Genomic DNA, 18,214 nt, shown 5'->3' with positions numbered 1-18,214 from the left:
TCCTCCGCCGCCTGGAGCGCCTTCGCCTCCGCGATGGCCTTCTCCTGGGCCGCAGGCGGGCAGTCGCCCCGCAAGCCGCTTTGCGCCCTGCGGGGACCCCGCATTGGACGCAAATCGTCCGAAGTGAATTCGGCCGATTTCAAGATTTTGCCTCCGGCAAAATACTTGTACGCCGGACTCCCGGCGGAGAGACGCGGACTGCCTCTTCCTTACTTCTCCTCCGCCGCCTGGAGCGCCTTCGCCTCCGCGATGGCCTTCTCCTGGGCTGCCGGCGGGCAGTCCTCGTAGCGGACGAAGTGGAAGGTGAAGCTGCCGCGGCTCTGCGTCATAGACCGCAGATCGATGGCGTAGCTGCCCATCTCAGCCATGGGCACCTCCGCAGAGATCACCTGGTTGCCGTCGCCGGTGGGATCCATGCCCATGACGCGGCCCCGGCGCTTGTTCAGATCGCCGATGACGTCGCCCATGTAGCTGTCGGGCACAGTGACCTTCAGCTCGCCCACCGGCTCCAGCAGGACCGGGTTGGCCTCCGGCAGGGCGGCCTTGTAGGCCAGCTGCGCCGCGGTCTTAAAGGCGATTTCGGAGGAGTCCACCGGATGGTAGGAGCCGTCGTACAGCACGGCCTTCAGGTTCACCACGGGATAGCCCGCCAGGGGACCGTGGGCGCAGGCCTCCCGCAGGCCCTTCTCCACCGCAGGGAAGAAGTTCTTGGGCACGCTGCCGCCGAAGACCTCCTCGGCGAAGATCATGTCGTCCTGCTCCGTCTGGGGTTCAAACCGGATCCACACGTCGCCGAACTGGCCGCTGCCGCCGGTCTGCTTCTTGTGGCGGCCCTGCTTCTGGACAGTCTTGCGGATCTTCTCCCGATAGGGCACCCGCACGGGCTTCAGATCCGCCTCCACATTGAAGCGGCTCTTCAGCTTGCTGACCAGCACATCCACCTGCATGTCGCCGGAGCCGTTGAGCACCATCTGGTGGGTCTCGGCGTTGTTGGTGACGGAGAAGGTGGGATCCTCCTCGTTCATACGGGCCAGGCCCTGGGCGATCTTGTCCTCCTGGCCCCGGGTCTTGGGCACGATGGCCACGGAATAGCAGGGCTCTGCGAAGGGCAGTTCCTTCAGGGCGACGACCTTCCGGGCGTCGCACAGGGTATCGCCGGTCTTGACCTTCTCCATCTTGCCGATGGCGCCGATGTCGCCGCAGCCCAGCTCCTTCACCTCGGTGGCCTTCTTGCCCCGCATCGTGTACAGGCGGCCCAGTTTTTCAGAGACGCCGGTGCGGGCGTTGACCATGGGCAGATCCGGCGTCAGGGTGCCGGAGAGCACCTTGACGAAGCTGTACTTGCCGTACTGGTCAGAGACGGTCTTGAACACGAAGGCCGTAGGCACGCCGCCGGGGGAGACCACAAAGGGCTCCGTCTCGCCGTCCTGGCGGGTGGCCTTGTGATAGTTGCCCTCCATGGGGTTGGGCAGCAGGTCCACGATGTCGTCCAGCAGCATCAGGCTGCCCATGCAGTTGACAGCGGAGCCGCACAGCACGGGGAACAGGCTCAACTCCCGCACGCCCTGGCGCAGGCCCTGAATCATCTCGGCGTAGGTGAAGTCCTCGCCGCCGAAGAACTTGTCCATGAACTCCTCGCTGGTTTCGGCCACGGACTCCTTCAGGGCGTTGTTGAACTCCTCGATGACGGCGTCCTTGCCCTCGGGGATCTCGATCTCCACCCGCTTTTGGTCCTGCATCTCATAGGCGCGCTTGTTCAGCACGTCGATGATGCCGGTGACCTTCTTGCCCTCGTCCCAGATGGGCACCACCAGAGGCGCGATCTTGTTGCCGAACCGGGCCCGCAGAGCCTCGAAGGTGGCGTTGTAGTCGCTGTTGTCCTCGTCGGTCTTGGAGATATAGATAAAGCGGGGCATATTCCGCTCCTCGCAGTATTTCCACGCCTTCTCCAGGCCCACGGACACGCCGTCCTTGGCGGAGCAGACGATGATGGCGGCGTCGGCGGCCCGCAGAGCCTCGATCACCTCGCCGGCGAAGTCGAACGCGCCCGGCGTGTCCAGCACGTTGATCCGGCACCCCTTGTACTCCAGCGGCGCCACAGCGGTGGAGATGGAGATCTGCCGCTTGGTCTCCTCCGGATCATAGTCGCAGACCGTATTCCCGTCCGCGCCCCGGCCCATCCGGTCGATGGCCCCGGTCATATACAGCAGGCTCTCTGCCAGGGCGGTCTTGCCGTTTCCGCTGTGGCCCAGCAGACAGACGTTGCGGATGTTTTGTACAGAATAGCTCATGTTTGTTCCACTCCTTATGTTGTGCTGTTGCCGCGGCCAGTCCCACCGGCCGCCGGGGATGCCTAATGTAGAAATTATACAACCTTTGCCGGTGCAATACAACAAAAATTTTGGCACATTCCCCGTTTTGGGCAGGAGAGTGAAAAAACAGCCGGAAATTTCGTCAAGTCGGCGAAAAACAGTTTCCCCCCGCCGGGCGGCGCCATGCAGGCACGCACGGCCGTCTCCAGCGCGGCTGCAAAGACGGCAGCCGGGCCGTCCGGCCACCGGAGCAGCTGTGGCGGCCCCTCATTTCTCTCCGCCGGCTGCATCTCTCCCGCCTGTTCAAATTTCCCCTCCATCCAAAGCTGAAGGGGTGTAGAAGTTCATGATGATCCGTGATATGAGTCCCTTCTCTCCTCGTCAAACGCACCGGGGCGGGCTTTTGTCCCCGCAGTCCGTTTCATCAGAGCGCCCATTTTTTCCAAAAGAGGTTGGAAATGCCACAGTTTGAAAAATTTTCTGCTTTCGGGTAAAAAACGCGCCGGACAGAATCCTGTCCGGCGCGTGCGGGGAGGCGCGGGTCTCTCAGGTGTTGTCCCGATTGATGGGTTCCCGCACCAGCAGCCGGCGAAGCGCCTTGCCGTTGAAGGGGATCAGGGGATAGAGATACCCGTGGCCCACCAGGGGTTTTGTGGTGGCCAGCAGGACTAGGATGCCCACGAACCCCAGGCAGAATCCCCAGACGTCGAAGGCCGCTGTCAGCAGCAGCAGCGCCACCCGCAGCAGCTTGAAGGCGTACCCCAGCTCATAGCTGGGCTGGGCGAAGCCCGCCACGGAGACGAATGCCATATACACCAGTACTTCCGGCCCCAGCCATCCGGCCTGCACGGCAAAATCACCCAGGATCAAGGCCCCCAGCATGGAGAAGGAGTTGGACAGCGTATCCGGCGTGTTCAGGGACGCCAGCTTCAGCACGTCGATCAGGAATTCCACCACCAGCAGCTGGGACAGCAGAGACAGCGCCGCCGGCTCCGGGGAGGAGAGGAAATCCAGCCAGGACGGCAGGCGCCCCGGCGAGCTGACCATCAGGTACCAGGCAGGGGTAATCAGCAGGGAGATCAGGAACACCGTCACCCGCAGGATCCGCAGATACGTGCCCACCAGCGGGGGAAAATAGAAGTCATTGGCCTCCTGGGTAAAGTCAAAAAAGGTGGTGGGCAGGATCATCACCGCCGCAGAGTTGTCCACCATCAGAATGATGCTGCCCTCCATGACGCAGGCGGCGGCGGTGTCCGGCCGCTCAGTGTACCGCACCTTTGGGAAGGGGTTGTACCACTGCTTGGGGCGGATGGCCTCCGCCACGCTCTCCTGCGCCATGGTGAGGGAGTTGGCCTGGATGTTCTGGAGCTTGTGGCGCAGCTCGTCCAGCAGGGCGTGGTCCACCCGGTCATCCAGGTAGCACAGCGCCACGTCGCTGTGGGTCCGCTGGCCGACCTTCAGCCCCTCCATGGTCAGGTGGGGATCCCGGATGCGGCGGCGCAGCATGGCCATGTTGGGCACCACCGCCTCAATGAATCCGTCGTGAGAGCCCCGGAGGACCTTGCCGTCCGGTGGCTCTCCCACGCTGCGGCTGGGATACTCCTTGGCGTCGATCAGCGCCGCGCCGGACAGCCCCTCCATCACCAGCAGGCTTTTGCCCATCAGCACGGAGGTGACGATGTCATCCCGGTCATAGCTGACGTTCACCTCCATAAAGGTCACATAGCGGTCCGCGAACTGCTGCATCTCCGTCAGGCCCTGCACCGCCTCCGGCTGGAGCGACAGCCAGAAGGCCCCCATCCGCTCCAGGATGGCGTCCCCGCCGAAGCCGTCGATGACCCAGAACCGGGCCCGCCGGCCGCCCACATACAGGTCCCGACATACCATGTCGCAGCTGCGGCCTGCCCCTAGCACGTCGTTGAACCATTGCACATTTTCCTCATAATTGGATGAAATCCGATTCATGCTCCACCTCCGTGATCCCCGCTAGTATGTGCCGCGGCGGCGCGGTGTATGCCCGACAGCGAACACAAAACGGAATATCATCCGTCAAAAATCCACATCATTTTCAAAAATCCGGCAGGAAAACAGCGTATCCAACGCCGGATGCGCTGTTTGTTCCGTTCTGTCTTACGGCTTGTTCTCCGACTCCTTGGAGGCGGCCTGCCGCTCCCTGCGCCTCCTCTTCCAGAGAAGGCGGCCCGCCACGGTGCCAACCGCCGCCAGAAGCAGCAGCCACACCCAGCCGTAGGCCAGGGCCACGGCCAGACTCTCCAGTGCGCCCACAAACCCCCGCCAGCCAGAGGCAAAGGCCGCGCCCATGCGGCTTGCAAAGCTGGTAGCCGGCTCCTCCACATTGGAGAGCTGGTACACCTCCTGGAGGGAGAGATAGACAGTGGCGTAGTCCACCAGGGCGTCATACTGCCGCAGGGTACCGGTGAGCCGCTCGATCTCCAGCTCCGTGTCGGAGATGGCGGATTCGATGGTGATGATGTCCTCCATATTCTCCGCCTGGGCCAGCAGGTTCTGCAGCCGCTCCAGCTTGGTCCTCTGAGTGGCCAGGCGGCTCTCCGCGTCGTAGTACGCCTCGCTGACGTTCTCGCTGGTCTGCTCCTGATAGGTGACGTGGCACAGTGTCCCCACCTGGTCCAGGAAAGGCTGGAACTGGTCTGCGGGGATGCGCACTTTGTAGTCGCCGGAGCGGTAGCCGCTGCCGTAGTCATGGACCGCCGCCTGCTCAAAATACCCCCCCAGGACCTCCACCAGCGTCCGCAGGTCCGCGTCGGCGGTGTCGAAGGCGGTGGTCTCCACCTCCATCCGGGCGGTGTAGATCATCTTGGCGTTCTCCAGACGGTCGGAGGCACCGTCCTCCGCCGTACCGCCGGAGTCCTCAGCCACTTCCGCCTCTGCCCAGGCACCGTAGGAGCCGCCCGCGTCGTCCGCCTCCTCCGTGGCGGCGCTGTTGGAGGCGGTGTCCGGCGCAGTCGTATCACCACCACCGCCGCAGCCGGACAGCAGACCTAGCAGCGCCAGCAGCGTCAGCAGCCACGCAAAGCCTCTTTTCATTCCAATACCCTCCTTTTCACGCCCCGCTTCCAAACCGGGGCCTCTGCCTATTCAGACGGAAAGGCGGGCCGTATGTTGCAGGAAAACAAAAAATTTTTCCAGCCTCTTTTTGCGCCCGGGAACTTCTCTGCCAAAGGTTGCCTTTTTCTCTCAAAGGGAGTACAATCAAGGCAGCCTTCCGCGGCGTGCCGCGGTTTTCGGAAAACAATTCGGAGGGGAAAATCTATGACATATCAGGAAGTTCTGGAACAAGCGCGGGGCGCCATGGGCCCCTACTGCAAGGCCTGTCCCGTGTGCAACGGCCTGGCCTGCAGGAACACCGTCCCCGGCCCCGGCGCCAAGGGCATCGGGACCGGCTTCATCCGTAACTATCAGAAGTGGCAGGAGCTGTGCGTCAACATGGACACCATCTGCGAGAACAAGCCGGTGGACACCTCCTTCACCTTGTTCGGCCGCACGGTGGACCTGCCGGTCTTCGCTGCCCCGGTGGGCGCCATGACGCTCCACTACGGGGACAAGTACAACGATCTGGCCTATAACGACATCCTGGTGGCCGCCTGTGCTGAAGCGGGCATCGCCGCCTTCACCGGCGACGGCACGGACCCCGCGGTCATGGAGGGCGCTGCGGCGGCCATCGCCAAGAACGGCGGCTGCGGCGTGCCCACCGTCAAGCCCTGGAACCTGGAGACCATCCGGCAGAAGATGGACCTGGTGAAGGCCGCAGATCCCTTTGCCATCGCCATGGACATCGACGCGGCGGGCCTGCCCTTCCTGAAGAACATGACGCCCCCCGCCGGCAGCAAGACTGTGGAGGAGCTGCGCGAGATCGTTGCCATGGCGGAGAAGCCCTTCATCGTCAAGGGCATCATGACCGTAGCCGGGGCCAAGAAAGCTCTGGAGGCCGGGGCCAAGGGCATCGTGGTGTCCAACCACGGCGGCCGGGTGCTGGATCAGTGCCCCTCTACCGCAGAGGTGCTGCCCGCCATCGTGGACGCCGTGGGCGGCCGGATGACCATTCTGGTGGACGGCGGCATCCGCACCGGCATGGACGTGTTCAAGGCCCTGGCCCTGGGCGCGGACGCGGTGCTGATCGGCCGGCCCTTCGTCACCATGGTGTACGGTGCCGGTGCCGAGGGCGTCAAGACCTATGTGGAAAAGCTGAAGGCCGAGCTGGCCGACACCATGGCTATGTGCGGCGCCCACTCCCTGGCGGACATCAGCCGCTCCATGCTGTACGGGTTCTGAGCTCTGCTCCCGCTTCAAATCACAGCGCCGCCCCGCGGATGCGGGGCGGCGCTTCGCTGTTCTCTTATTCCAGGTCCGCCAGGCAGGCACGCTGCCAGCGGTCCACCACCGCCAGCTGCTCCGGCGTGTGGAACCAGTGCTCTCCGGCCTCCTCCACAGTCAGGCGGCAGCCATTCCGGGCGGCAAAGGCCTCCACGGTCTCCCGGTCCGTCAGATGGTCCCGGGCGCCGTACAGGATGGCCGTGGGCGTCCGCCACCGGCGGGCAGGGTGGGTCCGGACGTATCGCAGATATTCCCAGGAGAGGGTCTGGCCGAACGTTGTGGGGATGCGCCCCTCCTGGGCCAGCCGCTCCTCACTGACACCGGCCCAGCCCATCATTTTGCGGATCAGGGCCTCCATGTCCACCACCGGAGAGAGGAACAGCGCCCCCGCCAGGGGCGCGTCCGGATATGCCAGCAGGCCGAACCAGGCCCCCAGGCTGGAGCCGAAGAGCCCCACCCGGTCCCATCTGCCCCGCAGCTCCGCCAGGGCGCACCGCAGCTCCGGCACCACCTGCCAGGGGACCAGAGCCGCGGCCTCTGACTCCCGGTCCCCGTGGCCGGGCAGATCCACGCTGACGGTCTGCCACCCGGCGTCCGCCGCCGCGGCGGCAAAGAACGCAGCCTCCGCCTTGCTTCCGCCCTGGCCGTGGAGGTAGAGGATCCCCTGCCGGCTGGGCCGCCCCCAGCGGAGGGCCGGCATCCCGCCCAGGGAAAATGGTTCCGCCCGCATCTTAAAACACGCACTGGGCGGAGAAGCAGACGCCCTCCGGGCCCAGGCCCTCCATCAGATACTCGCCGCCCTTGCGGCAGCCCACCATCCGCAGCTCCTGGCCCAGGGTGGCTTCCTTGCTGTAATTGATGAAGAACTCCCGGGGCACCTTTTCCTGCAGGTCGGCGGGCAGGTAGTCCCAGACGAAGTCACCGTAGTTGCCGCTGTACACATGGCCGTTACCGTCCAGGTCGGACCAGACCACCTTCCGGGCGCCCAGATCCTCAACCCCCTCCCGGGGCAGCAGGATCTTCCGGGGCTCCGGAGCGTCGATGGCCTTGGGGCAGGTGCCCAGCTTCTTGGCTGTGAAGGTGCCGGGCCGCATGATGCGCCGGGTCTGCGGGTCCACCAGAATCCAGTCGCTGCGGATGGACACCAGAAGCCCCTCCCTGTCCGTGATCTCATACACCCGCTGCATGTGGGCGGCCTTGACGCCGTCCTCCCAGGTGGTGACGTCCACCACCTGCAGCGCCCTGGGGCAGCGATGGATCCGCAGGGCGATGCGGGAGAGCAGGAACACCTCCCGCATCTCATAGAGCTTCTCATAGGTCAGACCCCGGGCGTCGTAGTCCGCCCCGGCCACGGCGGCGGCGATGCTCAACAGCGTGCTCACCCGGGCCCGCTGGTACCGGTCGCAGTCCGCGAAGATCAGCTGCTTCTGGCGCAGATAGCTGTTCTCCTGAAGGACTTCCCTCAAATCGCTCATACTTGCTCTTCTCCTTCCGGCGGGCCGTCCGCCCTTCCTGTAAGACATTCCAAAAAAGTATACCACGATTTTCCCTTTTTCACAAGCGCCGGTAGTTGACTTTTCTGCGGCGGATGTTATGATGAAGGTATCCAAATCGATCAAAGGAGGGTTTTCCCATGAAAACCGTGATTTCCACCCCCAACGCTCCGGGCGCCATCGGCCCTTACTCCCAGGGCTACGCCTTCGGCGACCTGGTCATCACCTCCGGCCAGATTCCCGTGGACCCCGCCACCGGCGCTATCCCCGAGGGCATCGCCGCACAGGCGGAGCAGAGCTGCAAGAACGTGGGCGCCATTCTGGAGGCCGCCGGCGTCACTCTAGAGAGCGTGGTGAAGACCACCTGTTTCCTGGCGGACATGGGCGACTTCGCCGCCTTCAACGAGGTGTACGCCAAGTATTTCACCTCCAAGCCCGCCCGCAGCTGCGTGGCCGTGCGAGAGCTGCCCAAGGGCGTGCTCTGCGAGATCGAGGCCATCGCCGTCAAGTAAATCTGATTTCCAGCAAAGAGAGCCGGTCCCCAGAGGGGCCGGCTCTTCTGTTTGATGCCAGGGCGCGGGAAGCGGGCCGCCGGGCCTGCCGCCCGCAGCGCGCACGGTCTCACGCCTTCCGCAGGAAGATCACGCCCAGGGTGCCGGGGCCGCAGTGACAGAAGATGGTGCACCCCGCCTTGGCCTCGATGATCTCCTGGAACCGCCCGTCCTGACGCAGGATCTCCCGGGCGATGGAGGCCAGGTGGTCGTCCGGGCAGGTGTCCACCAGAAAGGCCCGGCGGGTGTCCAGGTCCGTGCGGTCCCGCAGCCGGTCCCGGACGTACTCCTCCACCACCTTCTCGATGGAGCCCCGGTACTTCTTCGTCACCGGCAGCTTGCCGTCCACTACGTCCAGGCAGGGGTGGAGCTTCAGCAGGCTGGCACCCAGGGCCGTGGCGGTGGAGCAGCGACCGCCCTTTTTCATGTAATCCAGCCGGTCCAGCACAAAGCTGGTCTCCACCCGGGGAATCATCTCCTCCAGCATCGCCAGGATCTCCGTCACAGACTTCCCGGCCTCCGCGGCCTCCGCGGCGGCCAGCACCAGCATCCCATGGCCCACCGTCAGGTTGGCGGAGTCCACCACATACACGCCGTCCACCTCCTCCGCCGCCAGGCGGGCATTCTGGTGGCAGCTGGAAAAGCCCATGCCGATGTTCAGGTGGATGACCGCGTCATACTCCTCCATCAGACGGCGGAACAGCTCCTCATAGTCCGCCACATTGACGGCGTTGGTGGTGGTGATCTCGCCGCCGGCGTCCACATGGGCGGCGATGTCCCCGGTGCGGATGTCCACCCCGTCCTGGTACAGCTTCCCCGCCTTGATGATCCCCAGCGGGGTCACGGTGATATTGTATCGCTCCAGCAGCTCCCGCGGCAGGTCGCAGGTGGAGTCGGTGGTGATCTTAATCATACAGACAGCTCCTTTTGGTCGCATCCCCGGACGGCCGTCCGGGGTTGAGGTTGTTGGATGGTCGGCCCCCCACGGGAGCGGTGCGCTGACGCTGCGGCTGCTGCGCCACCCCCCGCGGGGATCTGGTGCTCCGGGCGGCTGTCCCGCAGGAGGCCGGGCGTGGTCCCAGCCATGGCAGGCGCCCTCCCGCCGCTTTGCGGCCATTGTACCATAGTCTCTCCCAAAAAGCTAGTCCTATGGCGCACCGCGGCGCCGCCCGGAGGCGGCGCCGCGCTCTGTTCTTCCTTACAGCGTGACGACCGGCGATCCCGCCGCGTCGGCGGCATCGTGGGTCACCAGCAGTACCGGCCGATCCCCCGCCGTCTCCCGGATGCAGGCCAGGGCCAGGTCCCGGTTCTCCCGGTCCAGGCCGGTGAAGGGCTCGTCCAGCGCCAGCGCGTCAAAGGGCGCCAGCAGCGCCCGTGCCAGGGCCAGCCGCCGCTTCATGCCGCCGGAGAACTCCCGCACCGGCTGCGCGCCCGTGTCCGGCAGGCCCAGCCGGTCCAGCAGGGCCCGGGCCGCGGCGGGGTCATAAACCCGGCCCAGCACAAACCGGAGATTGCCCTCAGCGGAGAGGTGCTCCAGCAGCCGGTCCTCCTGGAACACGGCGGTGAGCCGCTTTCCCGCAAGCCCCTCCACCGTGCCGCTGTCCGGCCGCTCCAGCCCCAGCAGGATGCGCAGCAGGGTGGTCTTGCCGGTCCCGGAGGGCGCCATGACCGCCGTAATGCCGGGTCCCGCAGTAAAGGTCAAGTCCCGCAGCACCGTCCGGCCCCCGAAGGATTTGCACAGGTGCTTCACCGCAATCTCCATCAGCTGCCCGCCTTTCTCACTGCGGCGTCCACCAGGCGGAGGAACAGCCGCTCGAATATCACCGATACCGTCACGATCACCGCCGTCCAGGCGAAGAGGTCTCCGGTCTGGAAGTACACCTTGGCGGTGTACAGCGCCTCGCCGATAGACCCGGCAGGCAGGCCGATGACCTCCGCCGCCGCGCCGGACTTCCAGCACAGGCCCAGCCCCAATGACACGGCGGAGCGGAAATAGGGCAGCACCGCCGGCAGGTAGATGCCCCGCAGCTGCCGGGAGACCGGCACCCGGAACACCCGGGCCATCTCCAGCAGCTGCCGGTCCGTGTGCCCGATGCCCTCCAGCACGTTCAGATACACCGGCGGGAACACCATCAGGGCAGAGATCAGCAAAGACAGGTTCTCCGACGAGAAGAAGATCAGCGCCAGGATGATGAAGGACACCACCGGCACCGCTTTCACCACCGCCACCAGGGGGCTCAACAGGTCCCGGATCCACTGGAAACGGGCCGCCAGCGGTGCCAGCACCGCCGCCAGTGCGCAGGCCAGGAGAAAGCCCCCCAGGATGCGGAGGGAGGAGAAGGCCACCGCCTGCCAGAAGGCCGCCGTGCCCGCCAGGGCCAGCAGCCGCCCCAGCGCCTGCACCGGAGAGGCCAGCAGCAGCATCCGCCCGCCGGTGGTAGCCGCCAGGGCCAGACTGGCCCCCTCCCACACCAGCAGCCAGAAGGCCGCCGCCCACAGCCGGACAGAGCCTGTTCGCCGCTTCATCTGCCTCCCCCTTTCTCCTGGAAACCACCGCGCCCCGGGTGTTCCCGGGGCGCGGAAAATTTGTCAGCCGTTACGCGCCGTAATAGAAGTCGTCGTTGGGCATACCGCCGCCCACGGATTCTGCGTCCTGCTCCCACAGCACGCTCAGATAGCCGGACAGCATATCCATCATCTCCGTGCCGGTGACGCACACGATATTGCAGTAAGGCAGGGCCTTCTCCGCCACAGTAGCGTCCACGATATCATAGCCGCCGATGAGCTCCGCCGCCTCGGCGGTGTTGGCGTTCACCCAGTCCACGCTGGCGCTGTACTGCTCCAGGAAGTTGCTGACCGCCGCCGGGTGCTCTTTCACGAAGTCTGCCCGGGCCACCACCACGCCGGTGAGCAGGGCGGAGCCGTTGTCCAGGGCGTCCCACTCCTCTGTCAGGTCCAGGGCCACCCGCAGGTCCGGCAGCTGGGTCTGGGCCACGGTGACGAAAGGCTGGGGCAGCATGGCGATGGTGGCCGCGCCGGATGCCAGGGATGCCACGCATTCGCTGTGCTCGCTCTTCCAGTCGATGGTGACGCCGGTGTCCGGGTCGATGCCGTTCTCCGTCAGCAGATACCGCAGGGCGTACTCCGGCGTGGAGCCCTTGCCGGAGGCCACGATGGTCCGGCCCGCCAGATCCGCCATGGACTGGACGGAATTGCCATTCTCCACAATATACAGCACGCCCAGGGTATTCACCGCCAGGGTGACGATGCCGCCGTCCGTCCGGTTATACAGCACGGAGGCCAGGTTGGCCGGCACGCAGGCGATGTCCAGCTCCCCCTGCATCAGCTTGGGGGACACCTCGTCGGCGGAGGCGGCCAGGGTGAACTCATAGGTGTTTCCGCCGCCAGCGGTCACCACATTCTCCTTATCCTCCAACGCTTCCTCCACAGGAGCATAATCGCTCATCAGCTTCACCATGCCCATGGCGGTGGGTCCCTTCAGGGCCGCCACCCGGACGTTGACGGACTCCTCCGCGGGCGTCTCGCCCTCCTTCCCGCCACAGGCGGCCAGGGTCAGGCACATAACCAGGGCTAGGCAGGCCGCCAGACTCTTCTTCATCCACTGTTTCATCTTCTGTTTCCTCACTTTCCTTGTTGCAGTGCATCCTCCGGCGCGTAAACGGTCTTGGCCGTGATCCCCGCCAGCCGGCCGATCTTGCCGGACAGGGCGGAGATGGCGTCCGCCGGTGCATCCACCGCCACGCTGATGATGTTCACGCCCCGGGCGTGGTAGGGCACCCCCATCCGCCCGATGATATAGGGGGCGTACTGGTGCAGCAGCTCGTTCAGCGCCGGGACAGAGGCCGTGTCCCGGACGATGATCGCCAGCACGGCCACACGGGTCTCCACAGAGGATTCCTCCCTTTCCAAAAAGTAAACCCCTCCGCCGCACTGGCAGAGGGGGATTTTGACATGCGCCGTCCGCCCGGCACCGCCGGGCGCTTCCCCGCCTTGCGGCCGGGGCGGGCCCGTGCCGGTCAGAGCGACAGAAACCAAATTGTCCGGTCCGCCGGTCAGAGCTTCTTCCCAGGGACAGGGAAATGATACCATGGAACGCCCCCGCCGTCAAGGGCGGCGCTCAGAAGTCGTGCCGCCTGCCGCAGCCGACCCCCAGCTCCTCCAACACAGAGATGATTTTTTCGATTTCCGCAAAGCATTCCGGGTCCGTGAGACCGCTGTCGTCCAGAACATTCCGGATTTCCCGCAGGGCCTGGAAGCAGCGTTCCTCCGCCAGTTCCCGAATCATTTTCCACGCAGCATCGCTGCCCAGCACCAATTCGATTTGATTCCGTGCAATCAGCTCCCCCACTACTGACGCGGTAAACCGGAGCTGTTCCACCCGGTCCCGGTTTTCCAACAGTTCCCTGTCGCTGATAGAATTCATTTTGATTCCCTCCTCGCATTATAACAGGACGAAATAATTATAAATCACCAGGCATGATATAGTCAAGAAAATATATCGTGTTGGTGTAAAACATGAACAAGTCCTATTACAACGCCGAGTCCAATCTCATTGCCAAACGCCTCCGACAGCTTCGGAAGGAGCGCGGGTTCTCCCAGGAGGAATTGGCCGCCCAGCTGCAGCTGCTGGGCGTGGACATTAACCAGCCTCTTATCAGCAAAATTGAGAGAAACCGCCGGTTTGTCAAGGATTATGAGCTGGCCTGCCTGTGTCAGGTCCTTCAGGTGTCCGAGCGGGATCTGCTGGCAGACTTTTACAATGCCACAGAATGATAAAAGAACCCCCATCTGGGGGTTCTTTTGCTTTACCGTCCGTAGACCTCCGCCAGCGCCCGGATCTCCGCCGCCAGCCCGGCCGCGGCCGCGCCGGGGGCCATCCGCCAGCGCCAGTTGCCCGCCGCCACGCCGGGGACGTTGATCCGCCCCTCGCTGCCCAGGGCCAGGTAGTCCTGCATCTGGGCCACGAACAGCTCCGCCGTGCTGCCCATGCCGCACCGCAACAGCGCCCGCCGGACATTCTCCCGGCCGGAGGCGCCCAGATACCGCTCTGCGAAGTCCCGCTCCGCTTCCCCTGCGTGGTCGTACCAGCCCAGGGCGGTGTCGTTGTCGTGGGTGCCGGTGTAGCAGACGCACCGGCGGCTGCCGTAGTTGTGGGGCAGATAATCGTTGCCGGGGCCTGAAAAGGCGAATTCCAGCACCTTCATGCCCGGCAGGCCCGCCGCCTCCCGGAGCTGGTGGACCTCCGGCGTGAGAAGCCCCAGGTCCTCGGCAATATAAGTGATGTGGGGGAACCAGCCGGTCAGGACCCGCAGCAGGTCCATGCCGGGGCCCGGCTCCCACTGCCCTTCCTTGGCGGTCTCCGCCCCGGCGGGGATGGACCAGTACCGCTCAAAGGCCCGGAAATGGTCAATGCGGATGGCGTCGAACAGGCGGGAGGCGCCCTCCACCCTTCTGATCCACCAGCCGAAGCCGTCCCGCTTCTGGGCCGCCCAGTCGTACAGGGGGTTGCCCCACAGCTGGCCCTCCTCCGAGAAGTAGTCCGGCGGCACGCCCGCCACCCGGCTGGGCCGCCCCGCCTTGTCCAGCAGGAACTCCCTCCGCTCGCTCCACACGTCGGCGCTGTCCAGGGACACATAGATGGGCAGATCCCCGATGATCCGCACCCCCAGGCCGTTGGCGTGGTCCTTCAGGGCCTTCCACTGGGAGAAGAACCAGAACTGCACCGCCTGGTGAAAAGCGATATCCTCCGCCAGCTCCTGCCGGGCGGCCGCCAGCGCCGCCGGGTCGTGGTTCAGGAGGTCCTTGTCCGGCCAGTCGAACCAGGCCGTCTGGCCGAAGCGGGCCTTGAGCGCCCGGTACAGGGCGTACTCCCCCAGCCAGGGATTGGCGGCGGCAAAGTCCCGCACGGACTGGGCCTCCGCGCCGCCCAGCCGGGAGAAGGCCCGCCGCAGCAGCGCCTCCCGGCTCTCATAGAGGGCGGCGTAGTCGATGGGCGCTCCCTCCGGCACCCGGGCGGCGGACAACTCCGCCTCCGTCAGCAGGCCCCGGTCCCGCAGGTCCTCCAGGTCGATGAGCAGCGGGTTCCCGGCGAAGGTGGACTCGCTGGTGTAGGGGGAGTTCCCCGCTCCGGTGGGCCCCACCGGCAGCACCTGCCACCACCTCTGCCCGGCGTTGTGGAGAAATTCGGCAAAGGCCCGGGCCTCCCGGCCCAGGGAGCCGATGCCGTAAGGCCCCGGCAGGGAGAACACCGGCAGCAGGATGCCAGCGGAACGCTCCATATCAGCCCCTCCTTTTTGTCAGATTCCGTTCTATTGTATGCAGCCGGGCGGCGGGTGTCAAGGGCGGCTGTCCCCCCGCTCCACTGGGAAGGGAATCTCCCGGAAGGCCGTCCGCCCCGGGTTGCCCTCCGCCAGCAGGCAGCGCCGCCGGGTCAGGTCGCAGGCCGCGGACCAGACGGTGTCCCGTCCCGCAGCCCGGTCATACTGGCATAGAAAGCCCTTTCGCCCCGCCAGTAGGGCCTGGACGTCGGAAAGAGCCAGCGTCTCCCCCTCCCGCTCCAGCACCCGGCGCATCGTGTCGTACCGCTCCGCCGCCCGCCAGGAGTCCAGCCCCGGCGGCAGCGGGACCGCCAGATCCGAGTGAAAGAGATTCGCGGCGCAGACGAAGGGTCCCGCCGGGCCGGGACGCTCCACCCGCATCCCCTCCGGGCTGCACTCCGCCACGGCAATGTCCCCGGCGGCATCCGCCAGCGTCAGCGTCTGGCAGGAGGCCAGGGGCAGCACCCGCAGGCGGTCCAGGGCCTCCGGCACGGCGGCGCAGGTCTCCGCCAGCAGCCGCAGGACCATACCGGCGTTCAGGCCCGGCCGGGGCCTGGGCGTGTAGACAGAGGTGAGCCCGATGGCCAGTCCCCGGGCGTTGACGGCGTCCTCCATCTGCACGAACGAGGTGGTGTTCCCTGTAAAGGGGATCGCCCTGTCGGAAAATCCGTATGTCACATGGGTGTAGTCCGGCTCCAGCGCCGTCAGAAAGTCGCTGTTCCGTCCGAAGAACACCCCGTTCCCGTTGGACACCGCCAGGCAGGAACAGCCGCAGGCGGGCGGCAGGGCGTAGGTGGTGAAGAGGACCGTCTCCAAGTCCTCCTGCCGGCAGTTCTGCCCCGCCGCCAGCCCCTCCAGCTCCTCCAGGGCGGCGGGGAAATGGCGCGCATACGCCGGGTGGCAGGCAGCAGCAAAGGCCCGCCGCTCCGCCGTCAGGAAAAAGGGCACGTGGTCCAGCAGGCGCAGGCCGCGCTCCGCCAGCCGGGCGCCCCACTGAAAGCCCATCTCCCGGTGGGTGCCCCGCAAGGTCAAATGATTCATGTGTATTCGCTCCTTCCAGTTCTGTCAGGAGCCGCCGGCAGCTCTGCCCTTACCATAGAACAATAAAAAATTGTTGTCAAGCAGAGATTTTTTATTTGTTTTTTCAGGAGATTCAGGGGAAATTATTTTCTTTTTCCCATCCGCAACCCGTGGTTGACATCCGGGAAACCCGCCGGTGGTTGCGCTTTTTCCCGCTCTCTGGTATGGTGAGGGCAAAGGAGTTGATACCATGCGGGAGCAGCAGACCCTGGGCCGCCGCATCCAGGAGGCCCGAAAGGCCGCCGGCCTCTCTCAGGAATCCCTGGGGGAGCGGCTGGGCGTCAGCCGCCAGGCGGTGAGCAAGTGGGAGGCGGACGCCGCCGTGCCGGAACTGGAGAACCTGATCGCCATGAGCCGGATCTTTGGCGTCACCATCGGCGCCCTGCTGGGAGTAGAGCCGGAAGCGGCGGAGGACCGTTCCGAAAAAGATGCCCCGGAAGCCCCCGGTGAAGGCGTGGAGGGCACCGCCCCGGCGGGGGAGCTGACCGACCGGGAGCTGGCGGCAGTGGAGGCCATCGCAAAAAAATATCTTGACGCGGCCCAGGTCGTCCAGAACCCCAGGTGGAGCCGGAAGAAAAAAATCGCCGTAAGCGCCGGGATTTGCGGCGCGGCTTTGACGGCGGCGCTGGCTTTGGGCAGCGGCCTTTCCGCCCTTGGCAGCCGCCTGGATCAAGTCCAGTCTCAGGTGTACGGTATCGAGAGCAGCGTCAGCGGCCAGATTGGGGCACTTGCCGGGCAGATCCGGGATCTCCTGGATGAGGATTCCAATCTTTTTGCGGTTTCCCAGGCGCGGGTTACGGACTACGACCTGGCAGCGGGGACTGTGACCCTTCAGGTGTCGGCCCAGGCCAAAAGCTGGCAGGACAACACCACCGCCCTCTTCACCGCCCTTCTCTCGGACGGCCGGCAGTTTTCTGCGGAGGCCTCTGGGAAAAACGGAACCTTCACCGCTCAGAATTGGACCCTTCCCATGGATCAGGAAATCCTTCTCTCCGCATCCCTCACCACGGATGGCGTCACTGCCGCCGACCAGATGGAAACCTTGTACGACTGTCTGCCCGGAAATTTCCGGCTGGATGTGTGGGGTGGGTTCAGCCAAACCGACTGGGCCAACCAGTGGAGAGATTTCCAGAGCGATTCCTGGCCGCAGACCAGCAAGAAACTCACGCTGGGCGGGTTGTCCCTTTCCATCTCTCATGGAGGCAACACCCATTTCAGCCCCTCCCCGTCTCAGGTGGAGATCTGCTTCTACCGAAATCAGGAGACAGTCCCGGAATCGTCCGTCCCCGTTCCGGAGGCCTTGGAGCTGTGGGCAGAGGCCGGGTTTGTGGAAATGTATAACTGGACGGATTACACCTTCACCTGTGAACTCCTGCCCGGGGAAACCCTGACAGCCGCCGTCTGCATCACCGATGACCACGGCCAGACCACATGGACCATTCTGTGCGCTTACAGGCTCGACCAGAGCGGGAACGTCCAAACCCCGCAGGATCTGCCCGCCGACTGGCAGCCGGGGGATCTGCTTTGACAACGCATAACAGCGCCCCGGAGTTTTGATACTCCGGGGCACTGTTTCGTTCTCTCACTTCATCAGCTCATACATGACGGCCTTGATGGTGTGCATCCGGTTCTCCGCCTCGTCAAAGACGATGGAGGCCGGGGACTCGAACACCTCGTCGGTGACCTCCATGGCCTCCCGTCCGAACTTCTCGCCCATCTCTTTCCCCACCTTGGTCTTGTGGTCATGGTAGGCGGGCAGGCAGTGCATGAACCTGCACTGGGGCCCGGCGTTGTCCATCAGGGCCTTTGTCACCTGATAGGGCGCCAGGGCGGCAATGCGCTCCTGCCAGACCTCCATCGGCTCCCCCATGGAGACCCAAACGTCCGTGTACAGCACGTCGGCGTTCTTGACAGCTTCCATGGGGTCTTCAATGAACTCCAGCACCGCGCCGGTCTCGGCGGCGAGACGTAAGCAGGTATCGATCAGCTTCTGGTCCGGCATGTACGCCTTTGGGGCGCAGGCCACAAAGTGCATCCCCATCTTGGCGCAGCCCACCATCAGACTATTGCCCATATTGAACCGGGCG

Annotated in this window: 18 protein-coding genes; 4 read left to right on the top strand and 14 right to left on the bottom strand. The window is 65.0% G+C overall.

The genetic code is table 11. The annotated features are described in order from the left end of the window. Positions 1-209 precede the first annotated feature (209 nt). The 3 genes from QVE23_RS04155 to QVE23_RS04145 all read right to left on the bottom strand — a co-directional run bounded on the left by QVE23_RS04155 (position 210) and on the right by QVE23_RS04145 (position 5,378). Positions 210-2,291, bottom strand: a complete 2,082-nt coding sequence (locus QVE23_RS04155; protein WP_025545335.1) for an elongation factor G — start codon at positions 2,289-2,291, stop codon at positions 210-212. Positions 2,292-2,858: 567 nt separating this feature from the next. Beyond that, on the bottom strand, positions 2,859-4,277 hold the full coding sequence (locus QVE23_RS04150) for a spore germination protein (protein ID WP_273482025.1): 1,419 nt from the start codon (positions 4,275-4,277) through the stop codon (positions 2,859-2,861). Between the two features lie 165 nt (positions 4,278-4,442). Beyond that, entirely contained in the window at positions 4,443-5,378 is a 936-nt protein-coding gene (locus tag QVE23_RS04145; RefSeq protein WP_287967610.1) for a DUF4349 domain-containing protein, read from the bottom strand. 225 nt (positions 5,379-5,603) lie between these two features. Between QVE23_RS04145 and QVE23_RS04140 the strand changes: the two genes are divergently transcribed. Then, on the top strand, positions 5,604-6,623 hold the full coding sequence (locus QVE23_RS04140; protein ID WP_021749287.1) for an alpha-hydroxy-acid oxidizing protein: 1,020 nt from the start codon (positions 5,604-5,606) through the stop codon (positions 6,621-6,623). A gap of 64 nt (positions 6,624-6,687) precedes the next feature. On the opposite strand, the gene QVE23_RS04135 is transcribed toward QVE23_RS04140, so the two are convergent. Then, positions 6,688-7,395: an alpha/beta hydrolase gene (locus tag QVE23_RS04135; RefSeq protein WP_021749286.1), complete on the bottom strand. Its 708-nt coding sequence runs from the start codon at positions 7,393-7,395 to the stop codon at positions 6,688-6,690. Between the two features lies 1 nt (position 7,396). Continuing rightward, positions 7,397-8,140 carry an acyl-[acyl-carrier-protein] thioesterase gene (locus QVE23_RS04130; RefSeq protein ID WP_025545641.1) on the bottom strand — a complete coding sequence of 248 codons (744 nt, stop codon included), beginning with the start codon at positions 8,138-8,140 and terminating at the stop codon, positions 7,397-7,399. A gap of 158 nt (positions 8,141-8,298) precedes the next feature. On the opposite strand from QVE23_RS04130, the gene QVE23_RS04125 reads away from it, so the two are divergent. Further along, entirely contained in the window at positions 8,299-8,670 is a 372-nt protein-coding gene (locus tag QVE23_RS04125; protein ID WP_021749284.1) for a RidA family protein, read from the top strand. Positions 8,671-8,779: 109 nt separating this feature from the next. Here the strand turns inward: QVE23_RS04125 and QVE23_RS04120 are convergent, their stop codons facing one another. The 6 genes from QVE23_RS04120 to QVE23_RS04095 all read right to left on the bottom strand — a co-directional run bounded on the left by QVE23_RS04120 (position 8,780) and on the right by QVE23_RS04095 (position 13,153). After that, positions 8,780-9,622 carry a DegV family protein gene (locus QVE23_RS04120; protein WP_287967609.1) on the bottom strand — a complete coding sequence of 281 codons (843 nt, stop codon included), beginning with the start codon at positions 9,620-9,622 and terminating at the stop codon, positions 8,780-8,782. 285 nt (positions 9,623-9,907) lie between these two features. Continuing rightward, positions 9,908-10,471 (bottom strand): ATP-binding cassette domain-containing protein, encoded by a 564-nt coding sequence (locus tag QVE23_RS04115; protein ID WP_119310486.1) that lies wholly within the window; start codon positions 10,469-10,471, stop codon positions 9,908-9,910. After that, positions 10,471-11,235, bottom strand: coding sequence for an ABC transporter permease (locus QVE23_RS04110; protein ID WP_021752003.1), 765 nt, complete (start codon positions 11,233-11,235; stop codon positions 10,471-10,473). Before QVE23_RS04110 ends, QVE23_RS04115 begins: the two co-directional genes overlap by 1 nt. 70 nt (positions 11,236-11,305) lie before the next feature. Next, positions 11,306-12,340 (bottom strand): ABC transporter substrate-binding protein, encoded by a 1,035-nt coding sequence (locus QVE23_RS04105; RefSeq protein ID WP_407934638.1) that lies wholly within the window; start codon positions 12,338-12,340, stop codon positions 11,306-11,308. Between the two features lie 11 nt (positions 12,341-12,351). Beyond that, positions 12,352-12,618, bottom strand: coding sequence for a TM1266 family iron-only hydrogenase system putative regulator (locus QVE23_RS04100; RefSeq protein ID WP_025545700.1), 267 nt, complete (start codon positions 12,616-12,618; stop codon positions 12,352-12,354). Between the two features lie 229 nt (positions 12,619-12,847). Beyond that, the gene (locus QVE23_RS04095) at positions 12,848-13,153 is read right to left on the bottom strand and encodes a hypothetical protein (RefSeq protein ID WP_119310485.1); all 306 of its coding nucleotides are present in this window, start codon (positions 13,151-13,153) and stop codon (positions 12,848-12,850) included. A 92-nt stretch (positions 13,154-13,245) separates the two neighbouring features. On the opposite strand from QVE23_RS04095, the gene QVE23_RS04090 reads away from it, so the two are divergent. Next, positions 13,246-13,503, top strand: a complete 258-nt coding sequence (locus tag QVE23_RS04090) for a helix-turn-helix domain-containing protein (RefSeq protein ID WP_119310484.1) — start codon at positions 13,246-13,248, stop codon at positions 13,501-13,503. 32 nt (positions 13,504-13,535) lie between these two features. Here the strand turns inward: QVE23_RS04090 and malQ are convergent, their stop codons facing one another. Further along, positions 13,536-15,008, bottom strand: a complete 1,473-nt coding sequence (gene malQ / locus QVE23_RS04085) for a 4-alpha-glucanotransferase (RefSeq protein WP_287967607.1) — start codon at positions 15,006-15,008, stop codon at positions 13,536-13,538. Between the two features lie 57 nt (positions 15,009-15,065). Next, positions 15,066-16,088, bottom strand: a complete 1,023-nt coding sequence (locus QVE23_RS04080) for a C45 family autoproteolytic acyltransferase/hydrolase (RefSeq protein ID WP_287967605.1) — start codon at positions 16,086-16,088, stop codon at positions 15,066-15,068. Positions 16,089-16,317: 229 nt separating this feature from the next. Between QVE23_RS04080 and QVE23_RS04075 the strand changes: the two genes are divergently transcribed. After that, positions 16,318-17,655, top strand: coding sequence for a helix-turn-helix domain-containing protein (locus QVE23_RS04075; protein WP_136891431.1), 1,338 nt, complete (start codon positions 16,318-16,320; stop codon positions 17,653-17,655). 54 nt (positions 17,656-17,709) lie between these two features. Here QVE23_RS04075 and QVE23_RS04070 read toward each other — a convergent pair. Beyond that, on the bottom strand, positions 17,710-18,214 hold a 505-nt coding region (locus QVE23_RS04070), incomplete at its 5' end, for a Rossmann-fold NAD(P)-binding domain-containing protein (RefSeq protein WP_502919063.1).

The sequence above is a fragment of the Oscillibacter sp. KLE 1728 genome (assembly GCF_934833455.1).
Classification (GTDB): Bacteria; Bacillota; Clostridia; order Oscillospirales; family Oscillospiraceae; genus Oscillibacter; species Oscillibacter welbionis.
The sequence above is the reverse complement of the archived record's forward strand: the minus strand, read 5'-3'. Positions and strand labels throughout refer to the sequence as shown.

Coding starts and splice junctions, on each gene's coding strand:
- QVE23_RS04130 (WP_025545641.1), bottom strand. CDS start 8,140: ATGAGCGATTTGAGGGAAGTCCTTCAGGAGAACAGCTATCTGCGCCAG.
- QVE23_RS04110 (WP_021752003.1), bottom strand. CDS start 11,235: ATGAAGCGGCGAACAGGCTCTGTCCGGCTGTGGGCGGCGGCCTTCTGG.
- QVE23_RS04120 (WP_287967609.1), bottom strand. CDS start 9,622: ATGATTAAGATCACCACCGACTCCACCTGCGACCTGCCGCGGGAGCTG.
- QVE23_RS04150 (WP_273482025.1), bottom strand. CDS start 4,277: ATGAATCGGATTTCATCCAATTATGAGGAAAATGTGCAATGGTTCAAC.
- QVE23_RS04090 (WP_119310484.1), top strand. CDS start 13,246: ATGAACAAGTCCTATTACAACGCCGAGTCCAATCTCATTGCCAAACGC.
- QVE23_RS04125 (WP_021749284.1), top strand. CDS start 8,299: ATGAAAACCGTGATTTCCACCCCCAACGCTCCGGGCGCCATCGGCCCT.
- QVE23_RS04115 (WP_119310486.1), bottom strand. CDS start 10,471: ATGGAGATTGCGGTGAAGCACCTGTGCAAATCCTTCGGGGGCCGGACG.
- QVE23_RS04145 (WP_287967610.1), bottom strand. CDS start 5,378: ATGAAAAGAGGCTTTGCGTGGCTGCTGACGCTGCTGGCGCTGCTAGGT.
- QVE23_RS04135 (WP_021749286.1), bottom strand. CDS start 7,395: ATGCGGGCGGAACCATTTTCCCTGGGCGGGATGCCGGCCCTCCGCTGG.
- QVE23_RS04080 (WP_287967605.1), bottom strand. CDS start 16,088: ATGAATCATTTGACCTTGCGGGGCACCCACCGGGAGATGGGCTTTCAG.
- QVE23_RS04075 (WP_136891431.1), top strand. CDS start 16,318: ATGCGGGAGCAGCAGACCCTGGGCCGCCGCATCCAGGAGGCCCGAAAG.
- malQ (WP_287967607.1), bottom strand. CDS start 15,008: ATGGAGCGTTCCGCTGGCATCCTGCTGCCGGTGTTCTCCCTGCCGGGG.
- QVE23_RS04140 (WP_021749287.1), top strand. CDS start 5,604: ATGACATATCAGGAAGTTCTGGAACAAGCGCGGGGCGCCATGGGCCCC.
- QVE23_RS04105 (WP_407934638.1), bottom strand. CDS start 12,340: ATGAAACAGTGGATGAAGAAGAGTCTGGCGGCCTGCCTAGCCCTGGTT.
- QVE23_RS04155 (WP_025545335.1), bottom strand. CDS start 2,291: ATGAGCTATTCTGTACAAAACATCCGCAACGTCTGTCTGCTGGGCCAC.
- QVE23_RS04095 (WP_119310485.1), bottom strand. CDS start 13,153: ATGAATTCTATCAGCGACAGGGAACTGTTGGAAAACCGGGACCGGGTG.